General features: G+C 58.3%; 15 protein-coding genes. 14 read left to right on the top strand and 1 reads right to left on the bottom strand.

From position 1 onward, the window contains the following. From PVE35_RS02475 to PVE35_RS02530, 12 genes are all read left to right on the top strand, one after another. On the top strand, nt 1-735 hold the full coding sequence (locus PVE35_RS02475) for a lipopolysaccharide kinase InaA family protein (protein ID WP_277373663.1): 735 nt from the start codon (nt 1-3) through the stop codon (nt 733-735). Then, nucleotides 732-1,475: a lipopolysaccharide kinase InaA family protein gene (locus tag PVE35_RS02480; RefSeq protein ID WP_277373664.1), complete on the top strand. Its 744-nt coding sequence runs from the start codon at nt 732-734 to the stop codon at nt 1,473-1,475. The genes PVE35_RS02475 and PVE35_RS02480 overlap by 4 nt, the downstream gene beginning before the upstream one ends. Beyond that, a complete protein-coding gene (locus PVE35_RS02485; protein WP_277373665.1) occupies nt 1,475-2,920 on the top strand; it encodes a lipopolysaccharide kinase InaA family protein in 1,446 nt (481 codons plus the stop codon). The genes PVE35_RS02480 and PVE35_RS02485 overlap by 1 nt, the downstream gene beginning before the upstream one ends. Before the next feature lie 12 nt (nt 2,921-2,932). After that, on the top strand, nt 2,933-4,687 hold the full coding sequence (locus PVE35_RS02490) for a carbamoyltransferase (protein ID WP_277373666.1): 1,755 nt from the start codon (nt 2,933-2,935) through the stop codon (nt 4,685-4,687). Beyond that, nucleotides 4,674-5,825 (top strand): glycosyltransferase, encoded by a 1,152-nt coding sequence (locus PVE35_RS02495; protein WP_277373667.1) that lies wholly within the window; start codon nt 4,674-4,676, stop codon nt 5,823-5,825. The genes PVE35_RS02490 and PVE35_RS02495 overlap by 14 nt, the downstream gene beginning before the upstream one ends. Before the next feature lie 15 nt (nt 5,826-5,840). Next, on the top strand, nt 5,841-7,442 hold the full coding sequence (locus PVE35_RS02500; RefSeq protein ID WP_277373668.1) for an aldolase catalytic domain-containing protein: 1,602 nt from the start codon (nt 5,841-5,843) through the stop codon (nt 7,440-7,442). A 15-nt stretch (nt 7,443-7,457) separates the two neighbouring features. Further along, on the top strand, nt 7,458-8,195 hold the full coding sequence (locus PVE35_RS02505) for a 3-deoxy-manno-octulosonate cytidylyltransferase (RefSeq protein WP_277373669.1): 738 nt from the start codon (nt 7,458-7,460) through the stop codon (nt 8,193-8,195). A gap of 3 nt (nt 8,196-8,198) precedes the next feature. After that, nucleotides 8,199-8,861: an HAD hydrolase-like protein gene (locus tag PVE35_RS02510; RefSeq protein ID WP_277373670.1), complete on the top strand. Its 663-nt coding sequence runs from the start codon at nt 8,199-8,201 to the stop codon at nt 8,859-8,861. Between the two features lie 2 nt (nt 8,862-8,863). Continuing rightward, nucleotides 8,864-9,739: a lipopolysaccharide core biosynthesis protein gene (locus PVE35_RS02515; RefSeq protein ID WP_277373671.1), complete on the top strand. Its 876-nt coding sequence runs from the start codon at nt 8,864-8,866 to the stop codon at nt 9,737-9,739. Continuing rightward, nucleotides 9,736-10,686, top strand: a complete 951-nt coding sequence (locus tag PVE35_RS02520) for a glycosyltransferase (protein WP_277373672.1) — start codon at nt 9,736-9,738, stop codon at nt 10,684-10,686. The genes PVE35_RS02515 and PVE35_RS02520 overlap by 4 nt, the downstream gene beginning before the upstream one ends. A gap of 82 nt (nt 10,687-10,768) precedes the next feature. Next, on the top strand, nt 10,769-11,674 hold the full coding sequence (locus tag PVE35_RS02525; RefSeq protein ID WP_277373673.1) for a glycosyltransferase: 906 nt from the start codon (nt 10,769-10,771) through the stop codon (nt 11,672-11,674). 36 nt (nt 11,675-11,710) lie between these two features. Beyond that, nucleotides 11,711-12,895: an O-antigen ligase family protein gene (locus PVE35_RS02530; protein WP_277373674.1), complete on the top strand. Its 1,185-nt coding sequence runs from the start codon at nt 11,711-11,713 to the stop codon at nt 12,893-12,895. Here PVE35_RS02530 and PVE35_RS02535 read toward each other — a convergent pair. Then, nucleotides 12,892-13,506 (bottom strand): lipopolysaccharide kinase InaA family protein, encoded by a 615-nt coding sequence (locus PVE35_RS02535; RefSeq protein WP_277373675.1) that lies wholly within the window; start codon nt 13,504-13,506, stop codon nt 12,892-12,894. The two genes, PVE35_RS02530 and PVE35_RS02535, sit on opposite strands and share 4 nt — an antisense overlap. A gap of 526 nt (nt 13,507-14,032) precedes the next feature. On the opposite strand from PVE35_RS02535, the gene msbA reads away from it, so the two are divergent. Beyond that, entirely contained in the window at nt 14,033-15,862 is a 1,830-nt protein-coding gene (msbA, locus tag PVE35_RS02540; protein WP_277373676.1) for a lipid A export permease/ATP-binding protein MsbA, read from the top strand. Continuing rightward, nucleotides 15,862-16,758: a GNAT family N-acetyltransferase gene (locus PVE35_RS02545; protein WP_277373677.1), complete on the top strand. Its 897-nt coding sequence runs from the start codon at nt 15,862-15,864 to the stop codon at nt 16,756-16,758. Before msbA ends, PVE35_RS02545 begins: the two co-directional genes overlap by 1 nt. The last annotated feature ends 1 nt before the right edge of the window (nt 16,759 follow it).

The raw sequence follows: 16,759 nt of genomic DNA on the forward strand, positions 1-16,759 counted from the left end.
ATGTCAGCCTGGAAGCACAATGTGCATGATTCGTCGCTGCTTGAGGCCTTTGGCTCGCTCGAGGCCGTATTCGCTCTCCAGGGCGAGCGCTTGACCATGGATCCATTGTCGGAGGTCATCCGTATCGAGTTGCAGGGCATACGCTATTACGTCAAGCGTTATTGGGGGGCGGGCAAGGGCTTGCGGCGCTATCTCGGGCGACCCAGGGTCAAGGCCGAGTGGCAGAATCTCAAGCTGTTCGCCAAATGGGGTATCCCGACCGCGCCGATAGTGGCCTATGGGCTCGAACGAAATGCCGGCGCATTCGTGCGTGGGGCGCTGGTAACGCGAGAGCTGGAAAATACCCTCGATCTTGCCGAGATCGCCAAACGCCAGGATGAGCGTTTGGCCAATCGAGAGTGGGTTCTGCGTGTCAGTCAGCAACTGGCCGATGGCACCCGTACCCTGCACGATCACCACTTTACCCATAACGACCTCAAGTGGCGCAATCTGCTGGTCAACGACAACGACGAGCTATTCTTCATCGATTGCCCCACTGGTAGTTTCTGGTGGGGGCCGTTGCTGCGCTACCGCATCGTCAAGGATCTGGCCTGCCTGGACAAGGTGGCCAAGTATCATCTGTCGCGCACGCAGCGCCTGCGCTTCTATCTGCAGTATCGAGGGCGCCGGCGCCTGAGTGAGGGCGACAAGCGGCGTGTGCGGCAAATTCTCAAGTTCTTCGAGGGCCGCGAATGAGCGACTTCATCGCGGCGCAGGATCGCGCTCTGCTCGAGCGTCACGGCCTGGCCAGTTTCGACGCGCTGTGGGCGCTGAAGCTGGAGGCGGTGGACGAGCCCAATACCGAGCGTGGTGGCTGGAGCACGGTGTATCGCCTGGAGCTGGGCGAGCGCGCCTTCTACCTCAAGCGGCAGAGCAATCACCTGACCCGCAGTCTGCTACACCCCTTCGGTGAGCCCACCTTCGCCCGCGAGTTTCGCAATATCCGCCGTTATGCCGACCTGGCCATACCCGCCTTGCAGGCCGCCTTCTTTGCCCAACGCCGCCTGCCGGGCGAGCGGCGCGCGGTGCTGCTCACGCGCGCGCTGGATGGCTGGCTGGAGCTCGAACACTGGCTGATGCAATGGTCTGGACTCAATGGCGCCAGGCGTATGGCCATCCTGCGTGCCTGTGGTGAGCTTGCGCGCTGTCTGCATCGAGCCGGGCAGATGCATGGCTGCTTCTATCCCAAGCACATCTTTCTCCGTGAGCAGGATGGCCATTTCGAGGCGAAACTGATCGATCTGGAGAAGACTCGCCCGCTGCTGCTGGGACAACGTGACCGTATCAAGGATCTCGAACCGCTGTTGCGCCGCGCCAGGGTCTGGAACGAGGCCGAGGTACGTGAACTGTTGGCGGCCTATCTGGGCAGTGCGGGGGATGTCGACACCTGGTGGCGTCTGCTCGGTGCACGCCAGCGTTACAAGGAGGCACGTTGATGGGCTTGAGCGAGCTGAGCCAGGCTGGGCGCGCACCCGCGCTACCACTGACGCTGGATATCGCCGGCGAAACGCTGGTGCTGGAGCGCCTGCTGCGTGTGCTGCCTGGGCAGCGTTATGTCGCGCTGGCTCACTGGCGGGAGCGTCAGGTGCTGGCCAAGTTGCTGGTGGGCAGCAAGGCGCAGCGTCACTATCAGCGCGAGCTGGAGGGCGCCGAGCTGCTGGCCGGTCAGGGGCTAACCACACCCGAGCTGCTGGCGCAGGGCTTTGTCGCGGGTCAGGGCGGTTGGTTGCTGTTCGACTATCTGGAAGGTGCGCAGAGCCTCTGGGATGCCTGGCGTCAGGCAGCGCGCGAGCCGCTGTTGAGCGATGCCCAGCAGGCGGTGCTGGCCGAGGCACTGGGCGCCATCGGGCAGATGCATGCTCAGGGTCTGTGGCAGGCCGACCTGCATCTGGACAACCTGCTGCGGCATGACGGCCACCTCTGCCTGATCGACGGTGGTGGTGTGCGCTGCGAAACACCTGGGCAGCCGCTGTCGCGGGCAAAGGTGCTGGAGAATCTCGGGGTCTTCTTCGCCCAGCTACCGGCTGAGCTGGATGCTGTTATCGAGGAGCTGCTGATCCACTATTTACTGGCCAACGGCGAGCATGCCTTGCCGTTGGAGATGCTCCAGGCCGAGATAGCCAAGGTGCGGCGCTGGCGCCTGCGCGACTACCTGAAAAAGGCGGCACGAGACTGCAGCCTGTTCGCCGCACGTATCGGTGCCTTCGGCCTGCGCGTAGTACGCCGCGAGGCCGAGCCGGCCTTGCAGCCGCTGTTGGCTGACCTGGACGCCCGGATCGACGCCGGACATATCTACAAGACCGGTGGCGCCGCTACTGTTGCGCGGGTCGAGCTCGACGGCCGGCCGCTGGTGATCAAGCGCTATAACGTGAAGAACTGGCTGCATTGGCTCAAGCGCTTCTGGCGGCCGAGCCGCGCCTGGCATAGCTGGCTCGAGGGCAATCGCCTGCAACTGCTGGGCATCGCCACGCCGACGCCGCTGGCCGTGATCGAGCGGCGCTGGTGCTGGCTGCGCGGTCGCGCCTACCTGATTACCGACTATTGCGGCGGGCAGGATATAATCGCGCGTTTTGAAGCATACAAGCAGGCAATGCCCCCGGAAAACGAACTGCTGGCGCTGGATCGTCTGTTCGCAGCCCTGTTGCGTGAACGTATCAGCCATGGTGATTTCAAGGGGCACAACCTGTTCTGGGATGATGCGCAGGGCGCCTGGTCGCTGATCGATCTGGATGCCATGCGCCAGCATCGCAATGCGCGCAGTTTCGCCCAGGCCTATGCTCGCGACCGCGCCCGTTTTCTGCGCAACTGGCCGGCGGACTGCGCCTTGCACCAGTTGCTCGACCAACGTTTACCGCAGGTGCCCGGCACCTGCCCGAATTAGAGGCTCAAACCTGTGGCACTGACCATTCTCGGCCTGTCTGGCGCCCTCAGTCACGATCCGTCCGCCGCGCTGTACATCGACGGCAAGCTGATCGCGGCCGTGGAAGAGGAGCGCTTCGTGCGCGACAAGCATGCGAAAAACCGCATGCCCTACGAGTCGGCCAAGTTCTGTCTGGAGCAGGCGGGCATCAAGCCCTCGGACGTCGACGTGGTGGCCATTCCCTTCGCCCCCATCAGCATCTTCGAGAAGGCGCGCTGGCAGTACGCCAAGCGCTACGCCTACGCACCGGATCGCGCCCTGGATGCCATCCTGTTCGGCAATCGTCGTTACAAACGCTACAAGAAGCGTATCGAGTGGTGCCTGGTGCAACTGGGTTTCGACCTGAAGAAGGTCAAGATCGAGCCGGTCGAGCACCACCTGGCGCACGCCTCCAGTGCCTATCATTGCTCGGGATTCAAGGAAAAGACCGCGATCCTCGGCATCGACGGCAAGGGCGAATACGCCACCACTTTCTTCGGCTACGGCGAGAACGGCAAGATCCACAAGATCAAGGAGTTCTACGACCCGGATTCGCTCGGTGGCCTGTACGGTGCGATCACCGAATACCTGGGCTTCGAGATGCTCGACGGCGAGTTCAAGGTCATGGGCATGGCGCCCTATGGTGATGCCGCCAAGTACGATTTCTCGCGCCTGGCCAAGTTCGAGAACGGCGAGCTGATCATCAACACCGAGTACGCCAATGTCATCGGTTTCCGTCGCTACAAGGAAAACGGCAAGGGTTACTACTTCTCGCCCAAGCTGATCGAGTGGCTGGGGCCGAAGCGCGAGGGTGACATCGCCGACGACCCCTATATCCATTACGCGGCCAGCATGCAGGCGCTGTTCGAGAAGCTGGCGCTGCAGATGATGGAGTACTACCTCGGCGACATCCTCAAGGAAACCGGCAAGATCGCCTTCGCCGGCGGTTGCGCGCTGAACGTCAAACTCAACCAGAAGATCATCGCCCGCGATGACGTCAAGGAGCTGTTCGTGCAGCCGGCCTCCGGCGACGCCGGCACAGCGGTTGGCGCCGCCGCCTACGTCTCGCACCAGCGCGGCGTACCGGTGGAGAAGATGGAGCACGTCTACCTCGGCCCCTCGTACAGCAACGAGGAGGTCATCGCTGCCTGCGCCAAACACCCGAACAAACCGGTGTTCAAACGCATCGACAACACGGCCGAGCGCATCGCCAGGATCATGGTCGACGGCAACCCGGTGGCCTGGTTCCAGGGACGCATGGAGTTCGGCCCGCGTGCCCTGGGTGGCCGTTCCATCATCGGCTGCCCGAGCGTGCCGGGTGTGGCCGACCGCATCAACGAGCAGATCAAGTTCCGCGAACGCTGGAGACCCTTCTGCCCGTCCATGCTCGACACCGTGGCGCCGAAGATGCTCAAGGTGGATCACCCGAGCCCGTTCATGACCTTCACCTTCGAGGTGAACGAGGAGTGGAAGGAGCGCGTCGGCGAAGTGGTGCACGAGGATGGCACCTCGCGCGCCCAGGTGCTGGAGCGCCAGTACAACCCGCGCTGGTACGACCTGATGCTGGAACTGGAGAAGCTCACCGGCAATGGCGTGTCGCTGAACACCTCGCTCAATCGTCGTGGTGAGCCGATGATCTGCTCGCCCACCGACGCGCTGAACATGTTCTACGGCTCGGATCTGCAGTACCTGATCATGGAAGACATCCTCGTGGTCAAGGACGGCAAGGACTGGTATGACGGCGTCTGAGCAGGCCGCTGGCCAGGCGCAGCGCTGGGTGCTGCAGTTCTGCCACGGCTACGACGGCCCCTTTCTGGACTGCGCGCGGCAGTACGCCGTGCTGTTCAAGGGCACGCCTTACAAGGTCTGCACCGTCTACCTGACGGGTAAGCCGTCGGCGGAGGTCGAGCGTGGCTCGGCTTCCGACGAGGTGATCTTTCTCGACTATTCCAGCGCCCAAGTACGCGGCCTGAAACTGGGGGCCATCCGCGATTTCCGCCGGATCGCTGCCTCGCGCGACTTCGCTCTGTGCATCGCACATCGCTTCAAACCGATCTACGTTGCATTGCTGGGCAGCACGCTGCCAGTGATCGGCGTGCATCACGCCTTCGGCGACTACAGGCGCCGCACGCGCCAACTGTTCGCCAACTTCTTCCGCAAGCGTCTGGCGCTGCTTGGGGTGTCCAATGCGGTGCGTGACGATATGCGCGCCTGCCTGCCGGCGTGGCCGGCCGAGCGTATCGAGACTTTGTACAACCGCATCGACGTCAAAGCGGTGCAGGCCGAGCAAGTATCCCGCGAGGCCGCGCGCGAGCACCTAGGACTGCCGCAGGGCGCCTGGGTGGTCGGCAATGTCGGCCGTCTGCACCCGGACAAGGATCAGGCCACGCTGATTCGCGGCTTCGCCCAGGCCTTGCCGCAACTGCCAGCCGGGAGTCTGTTGGCGATCATGGGCAGTGGTCGCCTGGAGGCGCAACTCAAGGCTCTGGCGGCGGAGTTGGGTGTCAGCGAGTCAGTGCGCTTTCTCGGCCAGGTGGCGAATGGCCGGCGTTATTTCAAGGCGTTCGACGTGTTTGCCCTGACCTCTGATCATGAGCCGTTTGGCATGGTGCTGTTGGAGGCTATGGCGGCTGAAGTGCAAGTGCTAGCAACTGACTGCGGTGGCGCGCCTGAAGTAGTGGGCGATCCTGACGCGCTGTTTGCCATAGGCAATGCAAATGCATTGAGTCAATGCCTGGTGACGCTTGCTACTCATGGCGCTGATGCTGGAGCGATGGTTGCGCGGTTGGAGCACTTGTTTTCCGATGCGGCTGCCAGGGCATGTTTTTGGCAGCTTGCGACTCTCAAACTGTCGATTGGCTTGACCGCCACGATGACTAAGAGCTGATTGCGGAGGTCAGATATGCCTGTTGTTATGCTTGATTGCACTCTCAGAGATGGTGGCTACTACAACAGTTGGGACTTCGAGCAAGCGGTGGTTAAGCGCTATTTGCAGGCGATGGCGGCAGCCAAAATCGATTATGTCGAGCTAGGGCTTAGAGGCTTTTTGCGACCTGGTTTCTTCGGGCCCTATGCCTTTTCGCGCGATGAACACCTCAAGGATCTGGGGTTGCCTGAGGAGCTACGCTACGGCGTTATGGTCAACGCCGCTGAGCTGCTTAAACATGCCGAAGGGCCGAATGTCGCCGTTAAGCTGCTCTTTGGGCCGGCGGCTGAGTCTCCGGTCGAGCTGGTTCGGGTCGCGTGCCACTTGCGTGAGGTCTCGGGCGTGCTGGATGCATGTCGCTGGCTGAAAGAGCAGGGCTATCGTATCGGTCTGAATATCATGCAGATCGCGCAGTGTGACGCGGATGAACTGGCTGTCCAGGTTGCTGCGATTCCAACGGACGTTGTTGAGGTACTGTACTTTGCTGACAGCACGGGGGGCATGAGCCCGGTGCAAGTCAGTTCAGTGGTCGCATCGCTGCGTCAGCATTGGGCTGGAGCACTGGGCATTCACGCCCATGACAACCGTGCGCTGGCACATGCCAATACCCTGCAAGCCATATCCGATGGCGTGACCTGGGTCGACTCGACCGTAACGGGTATGGGGCGAGGCCCGGGTAATGCCAAAACCGAATACCTGGCGCTTGAGTTCGCCGAGCAGCGTGAGGGCGCCAACACCGCGCCATTGCTGAGGCTGGTCTCTCAGGACTTTCAACCGATGCAGCAGGCTTTCGGCTGGGGAACCAACCCCCATTATTACCTGGCTGGCAAACATGGCATTCATCCGACCTATGTTCAGGAAATGCTGGGCGATCCGCGCTACAGCGAAGCGGATCTGGCCACTACCCTGGAGGCACTCAAGGCTCAAGGCGCTAGAACGTTCAGCGCTAATACGCTTGAGGCCGCGCGGCATTTTTACTATGGCGAAGTGACGGGAGACTGGGCCCCGCGTGAAACCTTACAAGGTCGCGAGGCACTCCTTATCGGTGCTGGTTCGGGTGTTGCACGTCATCGTCAGGCATTGGAACGCTATATTCGCCAGCACAATCCGGTCGTCGTCGCGTTGAATACTCACTGTGTACTTGACGACAGCGTCATCGATTTGCGCCTTGCCTGTCACCCATTGCGTCTAATGGCTGATTTACGTGATTACGCACAGATGCGCCAGCCACTGGTGACTCCAGCCGCGATGCTGCCGCCAAGTGTACGAGAGGCCTTGGGCGCATTGACGCTATTGGACTTTGGGCTGAGCGTTCGTCCTGGTGTTTTTGAATTTGCCGAGCGCTATTGCACGGTGCCGAACACACTGGCACTCAGTTATGCGCTGGCGCTGCTGGCCAGTGCAAGGGCTTCTCGTATTCTTTTGGCAGGCTTCGACGGCTATAGCGGCGAAGACCCTCGCAACCATGAGCTGAATCAGACGGTCGGGTTGTTCCAAGCCCAACCTGGGGTTCCTGAGTTACTCTCGATTACTCCGACTCGGTTGCAGCTCCCTATTTCCTCTGTTTATGCGTTGTAAGCGTAAGGGCCGTCGATGACGAATAACTATGCGGTGATCATTCCTGCTCGCTATGCCTCCAGCCGCCTGCCTGGTAAACCTCTGGTGCTGCTCGGTGGCGTGCCGATGATCGTACGCACCTGGCAGCGCTGTATTCAGGCGTGCCCTGCTGAGCGGGTCTACGTCGCGACCGATGATCAGCGTATCCGCGATGTCTGCAGCCAGTGGGGCATACAGGTACTGATGACGTCAGCTCAGTGCCTGACCGGAACCGACCGTGTTGCCGAATGCGCAGAGCAGTTGGGGGTGGATGTCCTGATCAATGTTCAGGGCGATGAGCCAGTTTTGAACCCAGATGACTTGCGCTCCATGACCGAGGCTGTCTCCAGGTTTCCTGGCGAGGTCTTGAATGGCTATTGCTCGATCGATGACGCTGAGCAGTTCTTCAGCAGCAGTACACCCAAGGTGGTGTTACGCCCAGATGGTCGACTGCTGTATATGTCGCGTGCGCCGATTCCGGGCAACAAGCAGAGCGTATTCGTTCAGGGCTATCGCCAGGTCTGTATCTATGCATTCCCGCGTGCGGCATTACAGGCATTTGCGGCTTTGACTGGCAAGACAGCGCTCGAGGCCATTGAGGACATCGAGATCCTGCGCTTTCTCGAATTGGGGTGGGATGTCCGCATGTTGGAAATGTCCCGCGACTCGATTGCCGTCGATAACCCCGAAGATGTCGAACGCGCCGAGTTGGCGATTCGTCAGCGAGGGCTTTAACTCATGCCCCGGTTATCCCGATACGCCACGCTGGTGTTTGATTGCGATGGCGTTCTACTGGATTCCAATGCGGTTAAAACACATGCATTTGGCTCGGTAACCGAGCATTACGGTGTGGACATTTCAACGGCTTTCGTCGATTACCACGTTCGCAATGGTGGGGTGTCGCGATACCAGAAGTTCAGCTACCTGTTCAGCGCTATCTTGCGTCGTGAGCCCAAGTCTCAGGAACTCGAACAGCTCTTGCAGGCGTATGCGTGCGCGGTTCGCGAGGGATTGATGAGGTGCGCTGTTGCAGAGGGCCTGGAGCCGCTTCGCCAAGCCACCCGTTCAAGCCGGTGGTTAGTGGCCTCAGGGGGGGATCAGCAGGAACTGCGAGAGGTTTTCCAGGCGCGAGGGCTTGCCGATTATTTCGATCAGGGGATTCATGGCAGTCCGACCCCCAAGGATCAGATTCTGCGCGATGCGCTGTTGGCAGGCACTATTGAGCAGCCCGCACTATTCATAGGCGACAGCCGTTTCGACCATCTGTGCGCCAAAAAAGCAGGTCTGGACTTCGTTTTCGTCTCGCGCTGGAGTGAGCTTCCAGATTGGCAGGGCTATTGCCAGCGAGAGTCAGTGGTGATTTTTGACGACATTGCCGCACTGCTGCAGGCGTGGGGTTGATCATGGGGCAGTTAACGATTGACTTGCAGGATGATCCCGCAATTGAGCTTGAAGCCTATGGGCGTAGGCCGCTTGATGATCTGCGGCGGCTCAAGGGGCGATACTCCGGGCCTGTGTTCATTGTCACCTCCGGGCCTTCGGTCGCGGACTTTCCCATTGAGCGCTATGGCAACATTCCCATGATGGCGGTCAATGGTTCGATTGCCTGTTTTCCGAGCGGGATCGATCCGTTTTTCTTTCTCTGTGATGACCGCAGTGTTGCCGCCGGGAAAAGTGATCTGGTCGCGCAAGGAGTACGTCGAGCCGCGTTCAGCTTTATGGGGCCAGATGCCTTGGAGAGCCTGGCTGAACGAGAGCCGGAGGCTATCTGGCAAAGTCGCCTGTTTGTTGCTGAGCGGGTCAACCGCTGGCGAGGTGTCCCCCGGGTTAGTGATCGGCGTTTTGCTTGGCAGCAGCGCAATAATGGCGACTATGTCATTCAGCGTGCGCTGTTTAGCCAGAAGCGCAGCCGGATTGGATTTAGCCGAAATTTTCCGGCCGGCTATTTTTCATGTCGCACCATCGCATACGCCGCGATTCAGTTGGCTTACTACTTGGGCTTCAATCGAATCTTCATGGTAGGCATGGATCTGCAGGCTTCGCTTGGCCACTTCTATGATCCCAAGGGCACGCGTGTACCCAGCCGCTTGGATGAGGATTATGAAGACCTCATCCTGCCGCACTTTCAGTGGATGTCCCGGCAGGTGTTGGGACGTGATTTTCAAGTGTTCAACCTCTCGACCAACAGCCGGCTACCTGCGGATGTACTGCCTAAGATCGACTTGGCCGAACTCGATAGACTTTTGGCAGTGACGGCACTACGGGAGGGAAGCGTATGAACGTTCTTTTTTTGGTGCAGGCAGAGCAGCGAGCGATATTGGATCGCTTGTACGAGGGTATTGCCGAAGCATGCGATAACTGCGATACCCGCTGGCTAACGAGTGATGAACAAGCCAATCTGAAACGCTATTTTCGTGAACAGGTGGATGTGTCTCGCTATGACCGGATTCTCTTCTTTCTCCGCTTCAAGAAAGAGATAAAGCAGTGGCGCTTCATTCGTACCATTCCGAATCTCGTGATTTTGGAACACGATGCATACCAAAATTACATCCCGTGCAAATATACCGGCAAGTTTTCCGCACACTACCGCCGGATGCCATGGGCTCGCGTGATTAGCTCCGGTGCTCAGGTTGCTAAAAGATTGGCTGAAGAGGGATTTGATGCCTGTTTCGTGCCCAAAGGCTACGACCAGGCTCTGCTTGGCTTCCAAGGTCGAGAGCGGGATATCGAGTTGGGTTTTGTCGGTAGCACCAAAAGCGTGGCCTATAGCGGTCGCAAGGCGTTGCTTGATGAATTGGGACAAGTAGAAAACTTGTTTGTGACCAAAACCAAGTCCGGTGACGAGTATTGTGAGATGCTCAATCGTATTCGTTTCTTCGTCAGTGCGGACGTGGGAATGGGCGAGTACATGATCAAGAACTTCGAGGCTATGGCCTGTGGTTGCGTGCTGCTGGCCTATGATCAGGGCGAGATCGAGAACTCGGCACTGGGTTTCGTGGATATGCACAATCTGGTTCTGTATCGAACGGTGGCTGAGCTGAGGAAAAAACTGTCCCTGCTGAGAGCCGAGCCTGAGCGGGCGCAGCGTATCGCCCAGGCTGGGCGGCTTCTGGTCGAAGAAAAATATGGTTTCAATCGCATTGGTCAACAGATAGTTGACGCCATGCGCCCAGCGCTTCGCGCCCCTCAGCGTAGGGCAAACTGGCTGATGCGGCTTGGTATTTGAGCGATGCAGCTTCTCAGTTTTATCAGATTTTTTTGAATGGCCAGTGATGCGAGATGGCTCTTGTTCTTCAAGGTGAGTGTTGGTGAAAGAAGTTAATGAAGAAAAATGTCTTGGTGAGGAGGGTTCCTTGCCACTCATTTCCGTGATTATCGCATCCTATAACCATGCGCCTTACATAGAGGCCAGCATCCGCAGTGTCATGCAGCAGACATACTCGAATTTCGAGCTGCTGGTCATCGATGACGGTTCCAGTGATGATAGTGTCGAGCGCATCACCCGCTTGCAGGCGGAGTATGGCTTTGACTTTCAGGTTCAGCAGAACTGCGGTCTGAGTCGAACACTGAATGCGGCCATCGCACGAAGCAAAGGTAGTCTTATCGTTCCTTTTGGCTCCGATGACATCATGCGCCCTCAGCGGCTTGCCGTTCAGGCCGAATACATGCAGGGCAAGCCCGAGGTGGGCATCTGCTCGGCCAATATCGATATCATCGACAGCAACGGACAACCTCTTCCTGAGAAAGAGCAAAAACAGCGTCATTTGCCTTTTCGGCGTCTGGATTTCGATGATCTTTTCCTTGATCTCAAACCGGGCCCACAAGCTGCGACCTTGATGTTCAGACGTGAGGCGTTGGCGGCCGTTGGAGGGTTCAATCCTGAGATTCGCCTCGAGGATGTCTATATCTGCCTGAGCGTTCTCAGGGCTGGATATTATATCGACATTCTGCCAGATGTGTTGGGTGACTACAGGAAGCATGAAAGCAATACCTACAAGCGCTTGCGCTTCATGGTGGAAAATATGTTGAAAACCTATGAGGTTTTTTCCGATCATCCTGCATATGAGCAGGTTAAGTCAAAATATCTATGTTCCATGTTTTTGAAGTCTGCTGGGCGTGATAAGGAACTGGCGCGTGAGTTGTTAAGTGAGTTGCCCTTGCGTCATTGGAATGCCAAAGTGCTGCGCGGTATTGGTCGTTTATTGTTTTCTTGATGAGCGCTCGTATGATTTTGCTGTGGGAACCGATTGATGTGGCGTGAAAAGCTATATGAGAGCTATGCTCGCTACTGGTTGCCGGTGGCGTTCTTGCTGTTTCTAACGGGTATGTTCTGGGTGGGCGACCGCTCTTTGTATCACAAGCTCTATTATGCCTCTCTGGCCTTTCCTGCATTGATCGTTCTGGTCGCATCCCCATCGCGATTCGTATTTTTGCGGCAAGAGCCTCTGTTCTTGTTGGTCTTGAGCTTCTCTGCCTACGTTATCCTGTCTCTTGCATGGGCAGCAGGAGAGATCGATTTCTCGAAGATCAAGCATCCGCTTTATATAGTCATGTTGATATTGGCAGTGGCGGCATTGGCCGAGCACGATATGCGACGACTCATTCAAGTCGTTGGTCTTGCTGGCGTGGCAGCTGCATTGTCTGCGGTCATAACCATGATCCTATATTTCAAGGGTAATGGGCCGCCATCACGGTTGGAAGGTTTCGGAGCATTATACAACCCTCTGCTGACCTCGCATGTCTATGGTTTTTTTGCGGCCTTATGGCTGGCAGCCCTCATGAGCTCATCAAGGGCATGGGCTGGCAAGTTGATCATGCTCATGATTCTGGTGCTTTTGTTATTTTTTACCGGCTCGCGAACACCCTTCATGGCTTTGGGCGCCTGCTTCGTCTGGTTGATTATCATGGTGGCGGATCGGCGGATCGTCTGGCTCCTCATGCCCGCAGCGATAATCTGTGGGGTCGGTTTATGGTTCTTTGGGGCCGAATTGCTTTCCCGGGGACTGTCTTATCGGCCGCTGATCTGGGTTGAAGCCTGGCGCCAGATCATGCCGACACTCTGGTTCGGTCATGGCTATGATACGAATATAGATATCTTTGTTCCAGGACTGAATCGGCTGCTGGCTGATCCACACAACCTGACCTTGGGGGTTATTTATCAAACAGGGTTAGTTGGTGGGTCGATGTGGCTAGCGATTTATCTATATGGTTTCTTGCGGTCGTGGAAGATGAGGCGCTCTGGACTGGTGCTGATAAGCTCCACCCTTCTGATGTACGGATTTGTCGCTGGAATGACCGAGGGCTCGTCATTCATGTCGCGACCCAAGGAGCACTGGTTCCTGATATGGATACCTATTGCAATCCATCTTGCCGTATTACGTAAGGTTTCTATCAAACACAAGGTAACGAAGAAGGAGGCTGTGGCTGCTTGTTAAAGAGCCACGACCTTTTCATATAGTGTCTTGAAGGGGAATTCAGCCATAAGGCCTTTGTGCTTTAGATAGCGCTCGAAGTGGGCCAAGTTCCGTCGGGCCTTATGACGTGAAAGTGGACGTGACTGAAAACTCAGGTCAGCGATATCGATTAGGCCTAATTGATTGTCCGGTGTCAGTACGATATTGCCCAGGTGCATCGAACGGAAGTAGATGCCCATTCGATGTAGCGTTCTAAAAAACTCTGCAAGTTGCTCCAGAAGAGACGCGCTGATTCGTTGCTCTCTTTCATACAACGAGCTGAGTGTCGTGCCAGCTAGGGCCTGATAGCGAATGGCAGTCCATCCTGCTTTGGGGAGCTTGAAGAGCTCCAGGGGGACGACTGTTGGTATGCCACGCCGATGGAGCTGTTCAGCATTGCGCCAGAAACGCACCGAGTAGGGCGTCAATAACGCAGAAGACAGGAGGCGCTTGCGCCTGAACAGTTTCAGGTAGTCGCCATTCTCAAGGAGATAGACCTTGGTTCCATAGCTATCCTCTTCAATGCTTCTGGCATTGGCCACGAGCTTATCGAAGTTGGCTTGCGATATCGGCTTTACGATGGGGGTGGTCATGTCGGGGAGTAGTGCACCTTGGTGCTGGGCGCGGTCTTCAGGTTTCAGAGTTCATGACTGTCGCGCGCAAAATGCCGAGGTGTTGTTGAGGGCTTGATGAAATTGGCCCGCCAGAGTACGCAAAATCGGCTGGTTCGACCATAGATTTAAGGTGGCAGTCTCGAGTCGCGGCTCATGCGTCGCTCTGCTGGTACAGCCAGCGTGATGATCTTTTGCAGGCTGCGCCGTGACAGTGGTGGGCGAGGCAGGTGCGTCTTGATATTGCAAGTATCCTTGAGTACACGGCTGCTCAATGGCGCCTGACCGTGCTTGTCGTGCCGAGCCATTGATCTGAGCCTTGTGTCTTCCGGCACTCTTGGTGGCAAAACTGCGCACTTCAAGTGGCCAAATGATTTCATTTTTGCGTCACGATGATCCTGACTGCTCAGCGGCTACCAAAACTTCCAGGTGCGTCTTGGGTGCTTAACTCGACAGGGCTGGTACAATCCGCCTCTTGCTAACCCTGCCAGCGCATGAGGCAAGCCGAATGGCCAATTCCAACCAGCAATCCAGTCTGAAGGTGTATCTGCGATTGCTGCGCTACGTGGTTCCCTATTGGGGTCTGTTCACCGTCAGTATCCTTGGCTTCCTGATCTTCGCCTCGACCCAGCCGATGCTGGGCTACATCCTCAAGTACTTCGTCGACGGCCTGTCCAACCCCGAGGCCAGCCTGTTCGCGGGCGTGCCATGGTTGCTGGAGCACGCCCCCTGGCTGGCGCACCTCAAGCTGCTGCAGGCCGTGCCACTGCTGATCGTGCTGATCGCCCTATGGCAGGGCATCGGTTCGTTCCTTGGCAACTACTATCTGGCCAAGGTCTCCATGGGGTTGGTGCAGGATCTGCGTATCGCGCTGTTCAACAACCTGCTGACCCTGCCCAATCGCTACTTCGACAACCACAACTCCGGCCACCTGATCTCGCGTATCACCTATAACGTGACCATGGTCACCGGCGCCGCGACCGATGCCATCAAGGTGGTGGTGCGCGAGGGCATGACGGTGGTATTCCTCTTCGCCACGCTGCTGTGGATGAACTGGAAGCTGACCCTGGTGATGCTGGCGATTCTGCCGGTCATTGGTCTGATGGTGACCAGCACCAGCCGGAAATTCCGCAAGCAGAGCAAGAAGATCCAGACCAGCATGGGGGATGTCACTCACGTCACCTCTGAAAGCATCCAGGGTTACCGGGTGGTGCGCAGCTTTGGTGGTGAGGATTACGAGAAGCAGCGTTTCCTCGATGCCAGCGAGGAGAACAAGAACAAGCAGTTGAAGATGGTGCGCACCGGCGCGGTGTACACGCCTTCGCTGCAACTGGTGATTTACAGCGCCATGGCGGTACTGATGTTCCTCGTGCTGTGGCTGCGGGGTGATGCCTCGGCGGGTGATCTGGTGGCCTACATCACTCTAGCCGGTTTATTACCCAAGCCGATTCGTCAGCTATCTGAAGTGAGCTCGAACATTCAGAAGGGTATTGCTGGCGCTGAAAGCATCTTTGAGCAACTCGATGAGGATCCCGAAGTGGATCACGGCACTCAGGCGCGTGAACGCGTGAGTGGCCGGATCGAGGTGCGTGACCTCAGCTTCAGTTATCCGGGAACCGAGAAGCCCGTGCTGGAGAACATCTCTTTCGTCGCCGAGCCAGGGCAGATGGTGGCGCTGGTCGGTCGTTCCGGCAGCGGCAAGTCGACACTGGCCAACCTGATCCCGCGTTTCTACCACCATGAGCAGGGGCAGATCCTGCTCGATGGCGTGGATGTCGAGGACTACACCCTGCGTAACTTGCGCCGCCATATCGCCCTGGTGACTCAACACGTCACGCTGTTCAATGACAGCGTGCGCAACAATATCGCCTACGGCGACCTGGCTGATGCGCCGCTCGAAGCCGTGCAGCAGGCTGCCGCCGACGCCTATGCCGCCGAGTTCATCGAGAGGATGCCGCAGGGCTACGACACCCTGGTGGGTGAGAACGGCGTGTTGCTCTCCGGCGGTCAACGCCAGCGTCTGGCCATTGCCCGCGCGCTGCTCAAGGATGCGCCCGTACTGATTCTCGACGAAGCTACTTCGGCACTGGATACCGAGTCCGAGCGGCATATCCAGGCGGCGCTGGATCAGGTGATGCAGGGGCGTACCACGCTGGTGATCGCGCACCGCCTGACCACCATCGAGAAAGCCGATCTGATCCTGGTAATGGATCAGGGGCAGATCGTCGAGCGGGGCAACCATGCCGAACTGCTGGCGCAGAACGGCTACTATGCGCGGCTGCATGCCAAGCAGTTCGAGGAAGGCGACGAGTCCATCGTGGTCGAGCAGGACGCCTGATGCTGAGTCGTCTGCAATGCTGGCGTGAGCGTGGCTGGGTGCCGATATCCACCAGCGACTATGCCGAGGCCTGGGCGCGTTTCGGTGGCAGCGTCGCCACTCATCCCGAGGTGGTTGCGCGCCTGGCTGACCTGGCCGCTATCCCGGTGCGCTACCTGGGTTGGCAAGTTGATGGCGAGCTGCAAGCTGCGATCCCGACCTGGGGGCGGCACCTGGCCCTGTCCAAGGATGTGCTCAAGCAGCAGGGCAAGCGTGGCCTGTTCGACCTGGGCAATGCCGAGATCATCCTGCCGCTTTCCGCCGAGGTACGTGTGCCGCTGCGCCATCGCGCCCGCTATCTCTCCGAACTCAATGCTGCCCAGCTCATGGGTACCCGCGAGCAGCCCGAGGGGCTGGCATTGGCCCGCGAGCCGGAGCAGTACAGCAAGAAGTTTCGCTACAACCAGCGCCGCGAACAGCGCTTGCTGGAAGAGGCAGGCGGGGTGATCCGGCCGATGCTGGAACTGGCGCCCGAGGAGCAGGCGCGCATCTACGCCGATCTGTTCCAGCGTCGCTGGGGCTTCGAGGCCACTGGCAAGGCATATCTGGCCGAGGTGTTCGGCCGTCTACGCGAGTTCATGACCGGCTCGCTGATCTATCTGAACGATGAGCCGGTGGCGATCCAGGTGCTCTATCGGGTCGAGGCGCCGCAATGGATCAGCCTGGAGTACATCAACGGCGGGGTCGACCCACAGCAGCGCGAATTCAGCCCCGGCAGCGTGCTCAGCTTCGTCAACACGCAAAGCGAATGGGCGCATGCGCGGACGCTGGGCAAGCCGCTGCGCTATTCCTTCGGCCGGGCTGACCGCGAATACAAGGATCGCTGGTGCAACCGGGTGCCGGTCTATCAGGTGTGAG

The sequence above is a fragment of the Pseudomonas sp. AA-38 genome, from assembly GCF_029457475.1.
Classification (GTDB): Bacteria; Pseudomonadota; Gammaproteobacteria; order Pseudomonadales; family Pseudomonadaceae; genus Aquipseudomonas.